This window comes from Qipengyuania xiapuensis, from assembly GCF_019711395.1.
Taxonomy (GTDB): Bacteria; Pseudomonadota; Alphaproteobacteria; order Sphingomonadales; family Sphingomonadaceae; genus Qipengyuania; species Qipengyuania xiapuensis.
Genome location: NZ_JAIGNL010000002.1, coordinates 635687 through 652493, shown reverse-complemented (window position 1 = coordinate 652493; position 16807 = coordinate 635687). Strand labels below are relative to the sequence as shown.

25 protein-coding genes are annotated in these 16807 nt (G+C 63.2%); 13 read left to right on the top strand and 12 right to left on the bottom strand.

Annotation, left to right across the window (positions count from 1 at the left end):
* The first annotated feature begins 20 nt into the window (after nt 1–20).
* Nucleotides 21–746: a hypothetical protein gene (locus K3163_RS12415; protein ID WP_221554418.1), complete on the top strand. Its 726-nt coding sequence runs from the start codon at nt 21–23 to the stop codon at nt 744–746.
* 80 nt (nt 747–826) lie between these two features.
* Here the strand turns inward: K3163_RS12415 and K3163_RS12410 are convergent, their stop codons facing one another.
* Nucleotides 827–1366, bottom strand: a complete 540-nt coding sequence (locus tag K3163_RS12410) for a DUF2726 domain-containing protein (RefSeq protein ID WP_345719735.1) — start codon at nt 1364–1366, stop codon at nt 827–829.
* Between the two features lie 198 nt (nt 1367–1564).
* Between K3163_RS12410 and ygiD the strand changes: the two genes are divergently transcribed.
* The 5 genes from ygiD (at nt 1565) to K3163_RS12385 (ending at nt 5496) form a co-directional block, all read left to right on the top strand.
* Entirely contained in the window at nt 1565–2416 is an 852-nt protein-coding gene (gene ygiD / locus K3163_RS12405; protein ID WP_221554416.1) for a 4,5-DOPA-extradiol-dioxygenase, read from the top strand.
* A gap of 60 nt (nt 2417–2476) precedes the next feature.
* Nucleotides 2477–3040, top strand: a complete 564-nt coding sequence (locus K3163_RS12400) for a hypothetical protein (protein ID WP_221427611.1) — start codon at nt 2477–2479, stop codon at nt 3038–3040.
* A gap of 370 nt (nt 3041–3410) precedes the next feature.
* Complete coding sequence (locus tag K3163_RS12395) at nt 3411–4181, top strand: transferrin-binding protein-like solute binding protein (RefSeq protein ID WP_221554415.1); 771 nt, start codon at nt 3411–3413, stop codon at nt 4179–4181.
* A 130-nt stretch (nt 4182–4311) separates the two neighbouring features.
* Nucleotides 4312–4656 (top strand): HPF/RaiA family ribosome-associated protein, encoded by a 345-nt coding sequence (locus K3163_RS12390; RefSeq protein ID WP_221427613.1) that lies wholly within the window; start codon nt 4312–4314, stop codon nt 4654–4656.
* A 264-nt stretch (nt 4657–4920) separates the two neighbouring features.
* Entirely contained in the window at nt 4921–5496 is a 576-nt protein-coding gene (locus K3163_RS12385; protein ID WP_221427614.1) for a fasciclin domain-containing protein, read from the top strand.
* Nucleotides 5497–5577: 81 nt separating this feature from the next.
* On the opposite strand, the gene K3163_RS12380 is transcribed toward K3163_RS12385, so the two are convergent.
* Complete coding sequence (locus K3163_RS12380) at nt 5578–6186, bottom strand: hypothetical protein (protein ID WP_221554414.1); 609 nt, start codon at nt 6184–6186, stop codon at nt 5578–5580.
* Nucleotides 6187–6385: 199 nt separating this feature from the next.
* Between K3163_RS12380 and K3163_RS12375 the strand changes: the two genes are divergently transcribed.
* The 4 genes from K3163_RS12375 to K3163_RS12360 are packed head-to-tail and all read left to right on the top strand — an operon-like array spanning nt 6386 to nt 9198.
* Nucleotides 6386–7312: a hypothetical protein gene (locus K3163_RS12375; RefSeq protein WP_221427616.1), complete on the top strand. Its 927-nt coding sequence runs from the start codon at nt 6386–6388 to the stop codon at nt 7310–7312.
* A gap of 9 nt (nt 7313–7321) precedes the next feature.
* Nucleotides 7322–8308 (top strand): alpha/beta hydrolase, encoded by a 987-nt coding sequence (locus tag K3163_RS12370; RefSeq protein ID WP_247712672.1) that lies wholly within the window; start codon nt 7322–7324, stop codon nt 8306–8308.
* Nucleotides 8305–8721 carry a COG3650 family protein gene (locus tag K3163_RS12365; protein WP_221554413.1) on the top strand — a complete coding sequence of 139 codons (417 nt, stop codon included), beginning with the start codon at nt 8305–8307 and terminating at the stop codon, nt 8719–8721. Before K3163_RS12370 ends, K3163_RS12365 begins: the two co-directional genes overlap by 4 nt.
* Before the next feature lie 24 nt (nt 8722–8745).
* Nucleotides 8746–9198, top strand: coding sequence for a DUF3429 domain-containing protein (locus tag K3163_RS12360; RefSeq protein WP_221554412.1), 453 nt, complete (start codon nt 8746–8748; stop codon nt 9196–9198).
* Here the strand turns inward: K3163_RS12360 and K3163_RS12355 are convergent.
* Nucleotides 9195–9524 carry an Mpo1-like protein gene (locus K3163_RS12355; protein WP_221554411.1) on the bottom strand — a complete coding sequence of 110 codons (330 nt, stop codon included), beginning with the start codon at nt 9522–9524 and terminating at the stop codon, nt 9195–9197. The two genes, K3163_RS12360 and K3163_RS12355, sit on opposite strands and share 4 nt — an antisense overlap.
* A gap of 51 nt (nt 9525–9575) precedes the next feature.
* Nucleotides 9576–10982, bottom strand: coding sequence for a S41 family peptidase (locus K3163_RS12350; protein WP_221554410.1), 1407 nt, complete (start codon nt 10980–10982; stop codon nt 9576–9578).
* 253 nt (nt 10983–11235) lie between these two features.
* On the opposite strand from K3163_RS12350, the gene K3163_RS12345 reads away from it, so the two are divergent.
* Nucleotides 11236–11817: a YbhB/YbcL family Raf kinase inhibitor-like protein gene (locus tag K3163_RS12345; protein WP_221427620.1), complete on the top strand. Its 582-nt coding sequence runs from the start codon at nt 11236–11238 to the stop codon at nt 11815–11817.
* Nucleotides 11818–11844: 27 nt separating this feature from the next.
* Nucleotides 11845–12096 (top strand): SWIB/MDM2 domain-containing protein, encoded by a 252-nt coding sequence (locus K3163_RS12340; protein WP_221427621.1) that lies wholly within the window; start codon nt 11845–11847, stop codon nt 12094–12096.
* Here K3163_RS12340 and K3163_RS12335 read toward each other — a convergent pair whose 3' ends face one another.
* From K3163_RS12335 to K3163_RS12325, 3 genes are read right to left on the bottom strand one after another with little or no spacing between them, the layout of a single operon-like run.
* Entirely contained in the window at nt 12097–12501 is a 405-nt protein-coding gene (locus tag K3163_RS12335; RefSeq protein WP_221554409.1) for a DoxX family protein, read from the bottom strand.
* Nucleotides 12498–12932: a cupin domain-containing protein gene (locus K3163_RS12330; protein WP_221427623.1), complete on the bottom strand. Its 435-nt coding sequence runs from the start codon at nt 12930–12932 to the stop codon at nt 12498–12500. Before K3163_RS12330 ends, K3163_RS12335 begins: the two co-directional genes overlap by 4 nt.
* Nucleotides 12929–13219, bottom strand: coding sequence for a DUF427 domain-containing protein (locus K3163_RS12325; RefSeq protein WP_221427624.1), 291 nt, complete (start codon nt 13217–13219; stop codon nt 12929–12931). Before K3163_RS12325 ends, K3163_RS12330 begins: the two co-directional genes overlap by 4 nt.
* Nucleotides 13220–13342: 123 nt before the next feature.
* Between K3163_RS12325 and K3163_RS12320 the strand changes: the two genes are divergently transcribed.
* On the top strand, nt 13343–14575 hold the full coding sequence (locus tag K3163_RS12320; RefSeq protein ID WP_221554598.1) for a dipeptidase: 1233 nt from the start codon (nt 13343–13345) through the stop codon (nt 14573–14575).
* Nucleotides 14576–14581: 6 nt separating this feature from the next.
* Here K3163_RS12320 and K3163_RS12315 read toward each other — a convergent pair whose 3' ends face one another.
* The 5 genes from K3163_RS12315 to dapD form a co-directional block, all read right to left on the bottom strand.
* Nucleotides 14582–15067, bottom strand: a complete 486-nt coding sequence (locus tag K3163_RS12315; RefSeq protein WP_221554408.1) for a potassium channel family protein — start codon at nt 15065–15067, stop codon at nt 14582–14584.
* A 16-nt stretch (nt 15068–15083) separates the two neighbouring features.
* Nucleotides 15084–15272: a DUF3008 family protein gene (locus tag K3163_RS12310; protein ID WP_221427626.1), complete on the bottom strand. Its 189-nt coding sequence runs from the start codon at nt 15270–15272 to the stop codon at nt 15084–15086.
* A 5-nt stretch (nt 15273–15277) separates the two neighbouring features.
* Nucleotides 15278–15505: a hypervirulence associated TUDOR domain-containing protein gene (locus K3163_RS12305; protein ID WP_221427627.1), complete on the bottom strand. Its 228-nt coding sequence runs from the start codon at nt 15503–15505 to the stop codon at nt 15278–15280.
* A 22-nt stretch (nt 15506–15527) separates the two neighbouring features.
* Nucleotides 15528–15860, bottom strand: a complete 333-nt coding sequence (locus K3163_RS12300; RefSeq protein ID WP_221554407.1) for a hypothetical protein — start codon at nt 15858–15860, stop codon at nt 15528–15530.
* Between the two features lie 92 nt (nt 15861–15952).
* Entirely contained in the window at nt 15953–16777 is an 825-nt protein-coding gene (gene dapD, locus K3163_RS12295; protein WP_221554406.1) for a 2,3,4,5-tetrahydropyridine-2,6-dicarboxylate N-succinyltransferase, read from the bottom strand.
* Nucleotides 16778–16807: the final 30 nt, after the last annotated feature.

Here is a 16807-nt window from a genome sequence, read left to right as displayed (position 1 = left end):
TAGCTGCTGGGGGGTGCGCGATGGCTGGGGGCAATATGGACAATTCGCAACTGCAGCGGGACGCGCGTTTTCTTCGGATTATGGCGATCGTGTTGCTCGTCATGACGGTTGCAGCCTTCGCGCCGCGCTATGTTATTCCCTTGACGCTGGGCACTTATGATCCGCCAGCCTCGTGGAACATGTGGATGCACCCGCATGCCATTGCGGGCTTCGGTTTCTCGCTGCTTTTCATCATCCAGCCATCGCTGATCGCACGGGAGAAATTCGCGGCACATCGGGCGCTTGGCTGGGTGGGCGCGGGCCTCGTGTTGCTAAGCGTTTTCAGCGGTGTCGGCGTCCAACTGGGCACCTTCCCCACGACCGAAAGCGATGTGAGCAATATCGTCGGCGGAGCCTTCCGGCTGTTCCAGAGCCTACCGCTGATGCTCGGCTTTTTCGTCGCGGCGGTCTGGCTGCGCAAGCGAACGGACTGGCATTGGCGCTTCATGTACATGGCGGCCTATGCGGCAGTTGGCACTATCATCGGACGGCTGTTTCTGCACTTCACTCCGATCGAGCCCGAGTTGATTGGTGCCTTGGTAGGACCTGCCAATCTGGCTTTCGTGCTGGTGCTACCTATCTCCGATAAGCTGCGCCTCGGCAAGGTTCACAAGGCAAGCTGGATTTCCCTCGCAGTATTCATCGCGTTCCAAGCAGTGGTCGCGCCGTTTGCGCTCAGCGAGACGTGGATGAAGTTGGTGACTTAGGGGTGTGTTCAAGCAAGTGGAGATATGGCTGCGTCCAAGGAAGAGCGGCTGAGAAGGTTTCGAGCCGTGGGCATACTCTATCAACCCACCGGAACCAGCTTCTCCACCAGCGCCCTGAGTTCGCTCGGCGTGGTGTGGCCGGCGACGATCTCGTGATAGCCGATGCCTGCCTTGCGCAGCGCTTCCTTCTTCACCGCATCGCGCGCGGCGGCGCTGCCCTGGTGGTGGCCCCTACCTTGATATTCGAGCGCGTGCTGCACGAAGCACTTCTCGTCCATCAGTGCGAAATCCACGCGCTTGGAATTCACCGAGAAGAAGGCCGACTTGTCGGGCGATGAAAGGAACTCGCCCAGCGATACCTGAGCCATCACCTGCCAACCCGGATTACGGGCAATCACCGCTTCGTCGAGCGCCCTGAACACATTGGCCTCAGACCTATTCAGGAGGCTGCGCGGTTTGAAATCGGCGGCCATAACCTTCTGCAATTGGTCGGCAGCCAGCGCATTACGGTCGTCCTGCTTCTTCCAGTTCGTTTTCTTGTTGTAGCGCCCCTTGCGCCGATAGGGCTTCTTGCCGCCGAACAGTTCCTTGAGAACCAATATCGCGACCGCAAATGCCACCAGAAATACTAGTGGTGAATTGACTAGCGCTTCCAAGAAATTGCTCCCCTATGAGTTCTTCGAGACTGAAGGTGTAAGACTATACTTGCAAGTCGTAACACTTTCCTACTCCGCTGAAATTTGGGTGATCGGAACCTCCCCGCCCCTTCAACAGCGCCCCGCCAATCCCTAAGTCTCCACCGCAACTGGAGACATTGAATGGCCCGAACGCCCGCCCTTTTCATCGGTCACGGCAGCCCGATGAACACGCTCGAAAGCAATGGCTATACGCAGGGCTGGGCGGCGATCGGGCGGAACCTGCCCAGGCCCAAGGCGATCCTAGCCATTTCCGCGCACTGGTATTTCGGCGCCACCGCAGTCACCGCGATGGCGCAGCCGCGCACGATCCACGATTTCTACGGCTTCCCGCAGGAGCTGTTCGATGTCGAATATCCCGCTGCGGGCGATCCCGAGCTGGCGGGGCGCATCCAGGAGCTGGTGAAGCCCGAGTGGATGGGGCTCGACCGCGACCAGTGGGGGCTCGATCACGGGACGTGGTCGGTGCTCAAGCACATGTATCCCGATGCCGATGTGCCGGTGGTGCAGCTCTCGCTCAATGCCACGCGGCCGATCGAATATCACTTCGGGCTGGGCCGCAAGCTGGCGAAGCTGCGCGAGGAAGGCGTCATGGTGCTGGGCAGCGGCAACGTGGTGCACAACCTGCGCCGCGTCGAGTGGGAAAAGCCGGATAGCGGTACCGAATGGGGTCGCAGGTTCGACGATGCGGCGGGCGAGCAGCTTCGCAGCGCACCGGAGGACATTCTCAAGCTGCGCGAACATCCCGATTACGCGATGTCGGTGCCCACGCCCGACCATTTCCTCCCGCTGCTCTACCTCGCCGGTATCGCGGCAGAGGAGGGCTCCAATGTCGAGACACTGCTCGAAGGCCATGCTCTCGGATCGATCAGCATGACGAGCTACGGCATCGATGCCCATGTCAGCCTCGCCAAGGACCCGCATTGCGCGGCGCAGCTGCCCGAGGGGGTACCGCCGGACCAGAGCAACATCTGACTCTGCGCAAACCCGGCGACTTCCGCGAAGCGATACATTAGGCTGCGCGGCCAGTAGACGATGGCAGACTATCTGATCTTCTTCGCCCTCGTGCTGGGCATCAACCTGCTGCCCGCCTTCGGGCCGCCTACCTGGTCGGTCATCGCGCTCTACGCCTTCAACAGCGATCTCGAGCTTGTCCCGCTGGTGCTGCTCGGCGCGATTGCCGCTGCGACCGGGCGTTTCCTGCTGGCCCATGCGACCCGGTTATTGGGCGCGCGGTACCTGTCGGACAGGATACTTGCGAACCTCGATGCCGCGCGCGAGGCGCTGGAGAAGCGCCGGCGCAACAGCCTGCTCGCGCTCGGTCTCTTCGCACTGTCGCCGGTCCCTTCGGCGCAATTGTTCGAAGCGGCAGGGCTGACGAGGCTGCGTCTCTTGCCGTTCACCGCCGCCTTCTTTGCAGGCCGTATCGTGAGTTATTCTATCTATGGCTACACGGCACAGGGGGTGCGTTCCACGAGCATGGGCGAGGTGCTGCGCGAAGAACTGAGCAGTCCGCTCGGCATCGCGATCCAGGTAGCGATGCTCGCTGCACTGGTGCTGCTGGCACGCATCGACTGGCGCAAGCGGTTGCATCTTTAGTCCGGCTTCGGGAGATCGGATTTCCGGCGAGATCTTGAGCCGCGCCTGAAAATCCTGTGAATTCATAAAAGTCCAGATTGACGCCCAAGTATTGGATATTATTGGCTGCGGCTCCTTAATACCTGGGGGTCGCATTCCAATGAATAAAGTCCGTTCGTTTCTTCCTGTACTGCTGTGCAGTGTCGCTCTTGCAGCTTGTGGTGGCGGGGATTCACCTCCTCGTACCGGCGGAGGCCCTACGCCGACGCCCACACCAACGCCTACACCCACTCCGACCCCGACTCCCACGCCGGCAAGCTACACGGAATTCGCCGCGATTGCCGGGAGTGTCGATTTCGACACGGCCTGCTTCACCGCATCTCCCGTGGTTGTGGATTCGATGCCCGAGCTTTCGGGCCCGCAGGGCTTCGGCGCTGGCGGGGCGCTCGCCTATGACGGTACCGCCCTTACGGTCGGCATCTCCACGCAGAACAACCTTTCGCAAAGTTGGACGAGCGACCAGCGCGCCAATCGGACGACGGGATGGGGACCGGACGAGGACCAGTATTCCTGGCTCAAGACCCGGCCGAGCGGAGGAAACCTCGAATCGCTGAAGATGTTCGTGCCGGCTTACGGCGCGGGCGGACCAAGCAATCTGAACGATTACTCGCGCATGATCGTTGCCGATATCGTCGGCGTGGGGACGATACCGTCGCTGACCTACTGTGTAGCCGGCGATCCGACTGTCGCTTCCGATCTTCCGGCAGGACAGAAGACCTATCCCGAAGTGGACGTCAGGTGGGGTCAGCCGTGGGAATTCGACGGCAGCAAAGGGGTGCGGGGCTCCTTCACGAACCTGGACAGCGTATTCGAGATGGACGCTGATTTCGCTGCGAAGACAGTCTCGTTCAACATAACGCTGAATTCCAACGCCTTCGCACTCGACAAGATCTACGGTCCCTACACCGGTACCGGAACGATCGGGGACGATGGCGAAATCAGCGCTGATATCGCGACCGCCGATGGCCTGCTCCAGCTGCGCGGGTCGTTCTTCGGACCCGAGGCAGGCGAATTTGCCCTGGTCTATGGTCTTGCCGAAGATATCAATAACGACGGCACGAACGACCTTGTGTTCCTGGGCGCCGTGGGCGGAAGGGACTGATTTCCCGGGCGCAGCCTTCTGCAGCGCGGTTTCATCTCTCAAAGGGGCGGGAATTCGTTTTCCCGCCCTTCCATCCTGTCCGAAACTCCCCATCTCGGAGGGTGAGAGAACAGAAAGAGGAGAACCCACAATGCAGGTCCAGTTCAATTCCGACAGCAGCGTCATGGGCACCGAGAACGTCGCCGAGAGGATCGAGGCTAAGGTTCGGGACAAGCTCGCGCGCTACGAGGAACGACTGACGCGGATCGAGATCCATGTCCATGACGAGAATGCCCACAAGCACGGGCATGACGACAAGGCCTGCACCATCGAGGCGCGCCCGCGCGGCGGCAAGCCGATCGGCGTCACCGAAGGCGCCTCCACGGTTGACGATGCCGCGCGCAAGGCTGCCTCGACGCTCGCCCAGCGGCTCGACCGGCACTTCGGCAAGCAGGCCCGCCACAGCCACGACCCGCGGCCCGACAAGGTGATGTGATTTACCCTGAACGCCCCTGATTGCCCTGGGGCGCGAATGTCTCAGGGCGTCAGTTCGCCGTGTTCACGGCCTTCCCACCAGTCGAGGGATTTGAGCCTCGTGGCGATCGTGTGCGAAGAACGGCTCATCCCGGCACTAGCTCGGCTCGACACATTGTTGCCGAAATTCGAAACATCCGCAGCGCCCCAGCGTTCGTATCTTGAAGCACCAGCCGGGTGAGCCGGCTGTCTGAATGCTTGAATTTACCGACAAAAGGGAAACACCATGAACAAGATCACGATCGCGCTCGCCTCGGCAGCCTCGCTGGCAATCGCCGCATGTAGCGAAGCGCCCGCCGACGAAGCCTATGACGACGCTGCAGCCGCCGACGCGGCCGTGAATGCGGAAGCAGAAGCCGGCACCATCGTCGAAGTTGCACAGGGCAATGAAGACTTCTCGACGCTCGTCACCGCCGTGACGGCAGCCGGTCTCGGCGAAACGCTTTCGGGAGAAGGTCCGTTCACCGTCTTTGCTCCGACCAACGATGCCTTCGGCAAGATCGACGAAGCGACGCTGACCGAGCTGACGACCAATGACACCGAGACGCTCGGTGCGATCCTCCAGTACCATGTCGTGTCTGGCAACGTGGACGCTGCCACGCTGACGCAGGCAATCACCGATGCCGGTGAAGGCGGCTACACGATCGAAACCGTGGGTGGCGGCACGCTGACTGCCAATGTGGTCGACGGCAATGTCGTCCTGACCGACGCGGCCGGCGGCACCTCGACGGTGACTGCGACCGACGTAGCGGCCTCGAACGGCGTCATCCACGTCATCGATACCGTGCTGATGCCGCAGTAAGCGCATTTGCGATAGACAAGGAAAAGGCGGCCCTTCGCGGGGCCGCCTTTTTCGTGTGCGGGTCGTAGAAAGGGGAGGGCGCTAGTTCTGCCCCGCCAGCGCCGCCGAAACGTCGATGGTCTTGGCATTGCCCCTGCGCGGTTCACGGGCAGAAGGAGCGGGTGTCGCGATCTCTGCAGGTTCGGCGAGCGCCATGGGCGCCTCGGCCCGGGTCATCGCCGGTTGCGACCGGGCCTGCGCGAGAGCTTCGGTTGCTACGGCGCGCGCGGCTTCCTCTTCTCGGCGGACCTGGTATTCGGCGCGGCTGCCGGTGAAGGCCAGCAGGGCTTCCTCGCGCGCCAGTCGCGCAGCGTCGGCTTCGGAGTAGAAATCATCATACCGCGCGGAGAGTTCGGCCGGGCGTTCGCGGCGTCCTTCCCACCACATGCCATCGGTCGAGTTGCGCATCCTGCCGTGCAGGGCCAGTTCGCCCACTTCGATCGTGCCTTCGGGTGTCTCGAGCGCGTAGTGGTCGGGCGGGCGTTCGCCGCTTTGAAGGGCACTGTTCCCGGCTCTGACCATCTGGGCTTCGGGCAGGGTGTCGGTGTGGCTGCGCTCGATCATGCGCATATCCCCGATCGCAGCGCCACTGAGGGCGCCTCCAATCGTTACCAGCGCCACCGCACCCAGGATGTGGGGGGTGTATTTCATTGGTTTCTCCGCAAAAGCGTTTCCCAATAAACGCCTTCGCGCAAGCGCCGGTTCCCGCGCAGTCTGCCCGCCGCAGGCCAGCCTGTTTCATCCCGCCTTAACCGCGCGCGGTAAGGGGCGGACAAAGGTTCACGGCTACAGTTAATGGTATGACCACCAATTCCGGGTATAGAGGGCCCCAACGCCGCGGGCGACCAACATGACGACGGATACCTTGATGCACGAGCTTCAAACACTGTTTGCGACCCAGGAAGGCGAGATCGCCTGGGAAGCCGAATTGCGGCAGTCGTTCCACGAGGGCGATCTGGAAAATGTGCGCAAGTACCTCGCGATGTCGCTCGAAGCGCTCGACACCCCGCTCGCCCAGCAGTGCCTGTCGACAAATGTGCGCTCGATCGAATTCAACGGCTGGGACGAACTGACCGAGGCCGTTGAAATCCACGAGGGCGAACCGATCACCGGCGTCACCATTGCGATCGCCAATGACCCGGATACCGCTTTCGGCAAGGGCGAAGAGCACCGCCCCTACATGCTGCTCGGCATCTATGGCGACGAGCCCTATGCCTTCAGCAAGGCGAGTGCCGCCCAGATGATCGCCGAAGCAGGCGCCGAGGAAGGGCCTGCCTGGGCGGGTTATGACGAGGACATCGAGGTCTTCCTCGAATGCGAAGGGCTCGACGCTCTCAATACCGCGCTGGTCTTCCACAAGGAACGCCACTTCTTCCGTGACGAGGCGCCCGACCATGCGCCGCGCCGCTATGTCGAATACGTGCTGGCCTGCTGGTGGCGCGCGTTGCTCTTCCACGAGGCGGTGCAGCACACGAGCCGTTCGCGACCGCTTCCCGGCGGCATTCCGGTCCTTGCCGGCATGGTCGACATGCGCCCCGAGGTCATGATGGTCCACGGGATCGAATGGCGCGCAACGCTTGGCTCTGCGGCCGAGGCGCTGGCCGGCGCGGAAATGCCCGAGATGCTCCCGTCGAGCGTCATCACGCGCAAGGAAGTGGTCGAGGAGAAGGCGCCGACCGGTCTCGACCTGCGCCGCCGTGTCGCCGAGAGCGAGCCGGAAGAAGAAGCCGCTCCGCAGAAGAAGAGCCTGATGGGGCGTCTCTTCGGCAAGGACTGACGCCGCGAATTGAGCCGCTTGCACGGGCAGGCAAGCACGCTAGGTTCTCCCCGCAATTCAGGAGAACCGATCATCGCCAGCCTGCGCGCCCGTCTCGTCAACCTTGCCCTGCCGCTGCTCGGCATCAAGCGTTTCTTCTCCGAGCCCGAAAAGATGGACGCGCGGATCGCAAAGCTGCGCGAAAAGGATCCGATCCGCCCGCGCGGGAAGTGGCATCGGCGCCTCGACATCAGCGAAAGCACTGCGCACGGCTATGCCGTCGTCACGATCGCTCCGAAGGGCGGAGCGAAACCGGGCGCCCCGCACATGCTCTACCTGCATGGCGGCGGTTACGTGATGGACATCGCCGCGGTCCACTGGGATTCGGTGGCCAAGTTGTGCGAAGATCTCGGCGCTTCGGCGACCGTCCCGATCTACCCGCTGGCGCCCGAAGTGACGGCGGCACAGACCATTCCCGCCATGCGCGCGCTCTACGGCGACCTTGCCGAGCGGTACGGGGCCGAGACGATCACGATCATGGGAGACAGTGCAGGCGGCGGCATGTCACTCGCGCTTGCCCAGGTGATCCTGCAGGACGGCGGCCCGCTGCCCGCGAGCCTCGTGCTGTTCTCGCCCTGGCTCGATGCAACAGGCGCCGGCGAGGGGCAGGCAGAGATCGAGCCGCGGGACAAGATGCTCTCGGTTGCGGGACTGGAAGCCTGCGGGAAGGCCTATGCCGGCCAGCTTCCTCTGGACGATCACAAGGTCAGTCCGCTCTTCGGCACGCTCGAGGGATTGCCGCCGATGGCGATCTTTGCCGGTACGTCGGACATACTCGTGGTCGATGCCCGCAGGCTGGTCGCAAAACTGGATGCGCTCGGCATTCGCGACTACGTCTATCGGGAGTATCCGGACATGTTCCACGTATGGATGCTGCTGCCCGTTCCGGAAGGCCGGCAGGCGCTGGATGAGACCGCGCAGTTCATTCGCTCGCATCACACGAAAGGCAACTCATGATCCGTCCGCTTCTTGCGCTGTCATGCGCCCTTGCGCTGGCCGCCTGCCAGTCGGGTGAGGAGCCCGAGGTGGGAGCTTTCGACGGGATCGCGGAAAGCGAGACCATCCGCCTCACTGGAACCGAGCCCTTCTGGGGCGGGGAGATCGCCGACGGGACGATGACCTACACCACGCCGGACAACCAGACGGGAACGGAGGTGCCGGTGGAGCGGTTCGCAGGGTTCAACGGGCTGGCTTTCTCCGGCGAAATGGATGGTACGAATTTCGACCTCACGATCACCCCAACGGAATGCTCGGATGGCATGAGCGACAGGACATATCCCTATGCCGCCACGCTGATGGTCGATGGCGAGCAGCGCAGCGGCTGCGCGTGGACCGAAGCGCAGCCCTTCACAGGACCGGAAAACCCGTGATGGGGCTGGCCGGAGGGCAGAGGCATGCGTGACGTCCCTGAAAGGGCGCGCCTGCTGGGCCTCGCCGGATTGCTTCCCCAGATCGCCGCTGCCTTCGCCGCGTGGTTCGGACCGGAGGAGTGGCGCCTCGTCGCATCGACGGGAGCGGCCTTCTACGCAGCGCTCATCCTGAGCTTCCTTGGCGGGACCTGGTGGGGGCTCGCGGCAACCGCACCTGCCGCGGAGAGGCGCGCAGCACTCGGCTGGATGTGGGTAGCCGCCGTGCTTCCCAGCCTCGTTGCGCTCGCTTGCCTCGCCCCGCTTGCCCTCGGCTGGCGCTGGCCGGAGCCTTCTCTGGTCATGCTCGGAAGTGCGCTGCTGGTGGCGCTTGCTGTCGATGCACGGGCTGCGGCGATCGCCCCGCAATGGTGGATGCAGTTGCGCGTCCCGCTCTCGGTCGGGTTGGGCACGCTGACCCTGTTGACTGCTTTCGCCTAGTTCACGACCCCGGCCTTCTCGAGCTCGGGTCCGAGCCGGCCCGTCAGCCAGAGCCACCACATGCGAAAGTCGGCGCCGAGGCTCCACAGCGGATAGGTGAAAGTCGCGGGGCGGTTCTTCTCGACGCCGAAATGCGCGGCCCAGGCGAAGAAATAGCCTGCCACGGGCAGTGCCGCGAACAGCCACCAGGTTCCGGTCCAGAGGGCCGCTGCCGCGATCAGGACCACCAGCGTGGTCCCGAAGTAATGCAGGGCGCGCGTGGTGGGCTTGGAATGCTCGCGCAAGTAGAACGGCCAGAATTCGGCAAAGGTCGTATAGGTCCGCATGACTCGATTTGACCCGTTCAGGAGAGATCGGTCAAGCGGCTGGCCTTGCTCCTAGTAGAGGCCCGGGTTTTCCCATTGCGCGACATTGGGCCGCTCGGGCTGGAGCAGGACGCGCTCTGCGCCGCGTGCCTGGATCGTGTCGTCCTTGCCCGAGATCGGAGTGCAGGTGCGTCCGGCGAGGAAGTCGAGCGCGACCGAGATCGAGGCCTCGTTCGGATCGCCGAACTGGGTGAAGATATCGTCTGCCGCGCGGCAGGTGTTGGGCATCACGCTGGCGAGGCCATCGTAATAGTCGCCCTGGCCATCGGCGTTCACCGTGCGGAATGTGACGGCACGCAAGCGGTCGTCGCAGGCCGAGCGGTCGAAGGCGAATTGTCCCACGGGTTTGCCGAAGGTGTTGTCGCCGACCAGCGCGATGTTTGCGCCGAGATAGGGAATGAACGAATTGGTCACGAGCTCGCTGGCCGAGGCTGTGCCGCCGCGGCCGATGATGGCGAGCTTGGTAACGCCAATCTGCTCGGGCTGGTTGGCAAACAGGTCGGTCGATTCCTCGGATGCCTTGGAGGGGCGAAGCTTCGTTTCGGAGAAAATCTGGCCCTCGAGACCGTCGGCCATAAGGTCGCCGAGCAGTTCGGCCACCGAAACCAGGCCGCCGCCATTATAGCGCAAATCGAGGATGACCTTGTCGATCCCCTGGTTGCGGAACTGCTGGAAAGCGTCGCGCAGCTGCGGGCCGGCGTCCTGCACGATGAAGGTGCGCAGGTTGATGTAGCCGACATCCTCGGTGCCGTCGTTGAGCACGACGACGCCGTAGCGGTCCGAAACGGGATCGAGCCCGTACTCTGCCTTGGTGACCGTAACGCTGCTTTGCACGCCGCCGTTCTGGATAACGAAGCTGCGCGTCACGCCCGGATCGGACGGGCCAAGCGCCTGGCTGACGGCCGACGGGCCGCCGCTCGCCATGAGCGAGGAGACTGTCTGGCCATTGATCTGGAGGAGCTCCGTGCCGCGATCGAAGCCCTGCGGGAAAGCGGGCGCATTCTCGAAAGCCTCGGCCACGAACACGCGGTTGTTCACCGTGTCGTAGATCAGGCGGATGCCGAAACCGGCATTCGAGCCGCTGTTGATGAGGCGGTTCTCCTCCTCGATCGAGGTGATGTAGGTGAAGAAGCGGTCGCGGTTCTGCGCCCGCGCCGGCGCCACCAGCGCATCGATATAGCTCTGGAGGTCGTTGAAATTGGCCTTGTTGACGCTGGTATCGAGCAGGGTTGGGAAGAGGTACCATTCCTGCAGCACCGAAAGGGCCCAGTCCTGCCGCTCCGAAAGCGAGCATGTGCCGCCACCACCGACTCCCCCGCCGCCACCTCCTGCGAAGTTGCCACCGTTGCTGTCCCCACCGCCGCAAGCGGCAAGAGACACGGCAAGCGTAGCGGAAAGGATGGTGCGACCCAGTTTCATCGTGAATTCTCCCGTGCCCGCGAGCAGCCATTGCGGGCGTACTGTCACCCTAGAATTGCCCGCTGAACTCCCGGTGAGCAAGGAATTTGTCCCTCCGGAGGCCCCGGGGGCGGTGCTTTCGGTGGATAAGAGGCCCGTTTGAGGGCCAAAACAGTGCAAATTTGCCTCCGTGGCATGGCCATCTGCCCGCCAGTGTGCCTAGGCTCCGTGTTCACAGGGCGTAATATGCGCCCGGAATGGACGGAGTTTGCAATTGGGTACGGGCGTTCCTGCATGGGTCGAGCAGGCAGTCGGACAAAAGGTTTCGGCATCGCTGACCATTGGCGAAGTCGCCGATGAGAAAGTACTCGGTCGCTCCGGCTTCTCGCTCTCCAGCGATGCATTCCGCCACGGCGGCGAACTCGATCCCAGCTTTACCGCGATCGAGGACGATTCCGTCGCGCCTCCGCTAGAGTGGACTGCTCCGCCTCCCGGCACCCAGGAACTCGCGCTGGTCGTGGAAGATGCGACCGACGGCAAGGTTCACTGGCTCGTCTGGGGGCTGAAAGGCCAGAAGGGCGCACTGTTTGAAGGCGAGGCCCCGCCGCGCACTGGCAAGAACGGACAGGGCAATTCCGAATGGCTGCTGCCCGACCCGCCGCTGGGCGTCGAGCACACTTACGTATTCCAGCTTTTCGCTCTCGATCTACCGATGACGCTCATGCCGGGCGCTTCGCACGAAGAGCTGGTCAAGAACATAAAGGGACACGTCATGGCTGCTGCGGTTCTCGCTGCCCGCTTTGAAGGGCACGAGATCGAGGAGCTGGACGCGGAAGACTTCGACATCGAAGATTGAAGCATAGCCAAGTGAAAGGATACTGAAATGGCTGGCAAGAACAACGCACTCCAAAAGCCGGTGAATCTCACTCCGGAGCTCGAGAACGTGGTCGGGAAGGGCCCGATGACTCGTGCCCAGGTCACCTCGAAGGTGTGGGACCACATCAAGGCGAACAACCTGCAGGACAGCAAGGACAAGCGGATGATCAATCCCGACGCCAAGCTCGGCGCGGTGATCGGCAACGATCAGATCTCCATGTTCAAGATGACCGGTGCTGTTTCGAAGCACATGTCCTGATCATGCGGTGCGGCGGCGCCACGGCCAGTCCGTGACGCCGCCAACCCACAGGGCAAGCCAGACGAGTACGGGCTGCGCGATCATGCGCGGTACGTGATAGGCGAGCCCCATTCCCCCGTCCTCGCGCGCCATGTCGAGCGCGAAGTGATTGATATTGGCGGGGAAGACGCAGACTGCGTATAGCGCGAGGCCGATTGCGCCCGCCTTCCTCAATTCGCGATGCCACGGCTGGAGCAGCGTCGCTGCGCCCAGCAGTTCGGCTATGCCGGTCCAGAAGACGACTGCTTCGGGCTCCGGCACCCAAGAGGGCATGATTGCGAGGAAACCTTCGGGTCGCACGATGTGTGCATATCCCGCGAAGGCGTAGAACGCCGAAAGAAGCCAGCGCAGGCCTGTGCGGATCATCCCGGCGACCAACCTTCCTCGGCGAGCACGAAGCCGGGAAATTCGAAACCGGGCGAAACGATGCAGGAGACGAGGACGTATCCGTGCTCGTCACCGGCAGGGCGCGCCGCCTGCCAGTGATGCGGCTCGATGACATGCTGGACCGCCATCCCGCCAGCAACGTCGGGCCCGAGTGTGACCGTCGTCACAGGCGCGTCGTCGCTCTCGGCGAGCGAAAGCGTCAGCGGGTCGCCTGCATGCCAGAGCCAGATTTCGGCAGCATCGACCTTGTGCCAGTGCGACGACTGGCCCGCCTCGAGCAGGAAGTGGATTGCCGTCGCGCTGGCCCTCGCGCCGTCTTCGGCAGGCGCGCGCCAGGTCTCACGGTACCACCCGCCTTCCGGATGCGGGGCGAGGCCGAGCCTCTCGATAAGCGCACGCGCCTCGCTCACTCTTCGGTCACCTCGACACCGTTCCAGAAGGCGATCCGGTCCTTGATCTCGGAGGCCGCATCCTTGGGTTCGGGATAGTACCAAGCGGCATCGTTATTGATCGCGCCGCCTGCGTTGATCGAATGGTATTGGGCGGTGCCCTTCCACGGGCAGACGCTCGTTTTCTCGCTCGGCACGAGCGCGCTGCGAGCGACATCGGACGGCGGGAAATAGTGGTTGCCCTCGACAACGACGGTATCGTCGCTGCGCGCGATTTCCTCTCCGTTCCAGCGTGCGACGACAGTCATGGGCAGTCCCTTTTCAATGGCGTTGGTTTCGCTAGAAGAGCCATCGACACGTCATAGGGTTCCGACGAGGAGAGACAAGTGAACGCATTTCGCACGAGCACCGTCCTGGCATTTCTGGCATTGATGGCAGCGCCGCTCTCCGCGCAGGAGACGCCCGAAGAGGTTGCGGCGGCCGCGCTCGACGCGGCACCCGTCTTCGACGGGCATAACGACGTTCCGATCCAGCTGCGCGGGCGTTTCGGCAACGTGATCGGCGATTTCGACTTCGTCGACACGCTCGACACCGCGACTGAGACCCGCGCTGCCATGCACAGCGACATCATCCGCCTGCGCAAGGGCAAGGTCGGCGCGCAGTGGTGGTCGGTCTACGTCAGTGCTTCGCTCGAGGAGCCCGAGGCCGTGCAGGCGACGATGGAACAGATCGACGTGACCAAGCGCCTGATCGCGCAGAACCCCGATGCGCTGCAGCTCGCGCTCAGTGCCGATGATGTCGAGGCGGCGGTGGCCGATGGCCGGATCGCCTCGCTCATGGGCATGGAAGGGGGCCATTCGATCGGCAACAGCCTCGCGGTCCTGCGCCAGATGTACGATCTGGGCGCGCGCTACATGACACTGACCCACGGACGCACGCTCGACTGGGCCGACAGCGCGACCGACAAGCCACGCCATGGCGGCCTCAACGCCTTCGGCATGGACGTGGTGCGCGAAATGAACCGGATCGGCATGCTCGTCGATCTCAGCCACGTGAGCGAGGAAGCGATGCATGACGCACTCGATGTCGCCCGCGCTCCGGTGATCTTCAGCCATTCGGGTGCGCGCGCCGTCACCGGCCATCTGCGCAATGTACCCGACAGCGTGCTCGAACGGCTGCCGGCCAATGGCGGAATCGTGATGGTCGTGGCGCTTCCCTGGTTCATCAACGAGGACCTGCGCAATCACGCGGCTAACCGTGCGGCGGAGCAAGCACGCCTCGAAGCGCTCTTCTCCGGCCTGCCCGACGAAGTCGAGGCTCGCCTGGCGAAATGGGACGCGGAGAACCGCCAGCCTGTCTCGACCATTGGCGATATGGCCGATCACATCGATCACATACGCGGCATTGCCGGGATCGATGCCATCGGGATCGGCGGGGACTACGACGGGATGCCCTATGGTCCCGCAGGGATGGAGGACACCTCCGGATATCCGCTGCTATTCGCCGAACTGGCACGACGCGGCTATTCGCAGGCCGATCTCGAAAAGATCTCGATGCGCAACATGATGCGCGTCATGCGCGAGGCCGAGGCTTATGCAGCGAGCCAGGAAGGCGCAGTGCCCTTCGAATATCCTGCTGGTGGCGACCGCGACGGGGAGGGCTGAAACCACTTATCGCGGCTCGGCATCGTCCCCTTCGAGCCGACCCAGCACACGCACGAAGAACGCGGTCGACCACCCCAGCAGGATGATGCCGAGCACGCCCTGCAGCGCTGCAACCATGCGCCATTGTTCGGCGATCGACGCATCGGAATATCCGATGGTCGCGTAGCTGATGGTCGAGAAATACAGCGCCTCGCGGAAATCGGGGAGCGCGCCGAGATAGTCGTAGAGAAAGGCGAAGAGCCAGATCTCGACGAAATGGATCGCGATGATCGCGAAGACTGCGAGTACGGTGAAGGCCGATCCGGTGAACGACAGGGGGCGCAGGCTGCTCACGCGTTCCCGCATGGTTTCGCCTGTCAGGATCCTCTGGATCGTGAAGAGGCCGATCCCGTGGATCAGCACGCATAGGGCGATCATGGCGACCCCGACGAGCAATTGCTCGTTGAAGGTTGCCTCTATCACCTGGGTATCGTCAGGCAGGCCTTCGGTCATGCCGGACAGCTACCTCTCAATCCGCAGCGCTCTCCGGGAGGTCGGAACGGTCCGTAGAGGCCATTTCCTCCAGTTCGTCCTCGCTCATCGACTGGTACATCTGCTTCGATGCGCCCTGCAGGTCGCCGACATCCGTTTCGCCGCGCTTGGCCGACAGGGCCGCGCCGGCGGCCTGCTGCTGCGCCTTGCTCCTGGCTTCGGGCATGTCCGTCAGTCCTGTGCTTCGAGTTCGCTGCCGCGCTTGAGCACTTCGTCGCCGTCTTCCTGCTTGATCAGGTAGGCGGGATTGTCCCCGTCACCATCCTTGGTGACTTCGGTGCCCTGGAGAGTGCGGGTGACCTCGCGTTCGAAACGCTCCTTGATCTGGCCCTTGCCTTCTCCATTGCCCCAGTTCCACTTGACGTACTGGTCGGTCTGGAAACTGTTCGAATTGCTCATGCGACCTCGCTCCTGGTAACGGTCAGTTCTCGATTACTTCGATCCCGTCCTCGGTGGTCGTCTGGTCGTCGAATGGTGCAACCGCGTCCTCGTCATTGCCGAGGTCGGTCTCGCTGGGAACGCCGACGATGCTGTCGGTGCCGTCGCCTTCCTCTTCCATCGACTGCAGTTCGCCGCTCACCGTGGCCTCTTCCTCCACATCGCCCTCAGACAATGCAGGAATGATCCAGACGATCGACATGAGCAGGATGGCGAGAATCAGTCCGCCAGCCAGCACCCAGCGAACGACGCCCTCTTTCGAGCCACCGCTTGCTTCGACTTCGTCTACGTGGACTTCATCGCCCTCTTTATACATTCACCAAACTCCCTGGAATTGCGCGATCCCGCAGGTTTCAGGCAGTTCTACGGTCGGGAGTGGCGAATGTTCCCCCTCGAGCGGGGGTTCGATCAGTCGCGCAGGAGGTCGTTGATCCCGGTTTTTTCACGTGTCTGGGCATCGACCGTCTTGACGATCACTGCGCAGGCGAGGCCGGGGCCGCCGTCCTTGCCGGGCAGCGTACCGGGCACCACCACCGAATAGGGCGGGAGGTGGCCGCGGATCACCTCGCCGGTGTCGCGATAGACGATCTTGGTCGACTGGGTGATGAAGACGCCCATCGAAACGACGCAGCCTTCGCCCACGATCACGCCCTCGACGATCTCGGAGCGAGCGCCGATAAAGCAGTTGTCGCCGATGATGGTCGGGTTGGCCTGCATCGGCTCGAGCACGCCGCCGATGCCGGCGCCGGCCGAGATATGGCAGTTCTCGCCGATCTGCGCGCAGGAGCCGATGCTGGCCCAGGTGTCGACCATCGTGCCCTTGCCGACATAGGCGCCGATATTGACGAAGCTGGGCATCAGCACGCAGCCGGGCGCGATGTAGGCACCCTCGCGCGCGATTGCGCCGGGCACGACACGGAAACCCGCCTCACGGAAACGGGCATCGTCCCAGCCGGCGAACTTGCTCGGGACCTTGTCGAAGGCCGGATGGCCCGCGCTGCCACCGTCCATCACGCGATTGTCGTTGAGGCGGAAGGAGAGGAGGACGGCCTTCTTGAGCCACTGGTTGACGGTCCAGCCGCCCTTGCCATCGGGCTCGGCCACGCGGCCTTCGCCGCTGTCGAGCATCTTGAGCGCAGCATTGACCGCTTCGCGTACGTCGCTCGATTGCGGCGTTACGTTGGCGCGGTCTTCCCACGCGGCTTCGATGCGGTTTTCGAGGTCGGCGCTCATGCTGGTCTCCGTTTGAACTTTCGGAGAGGT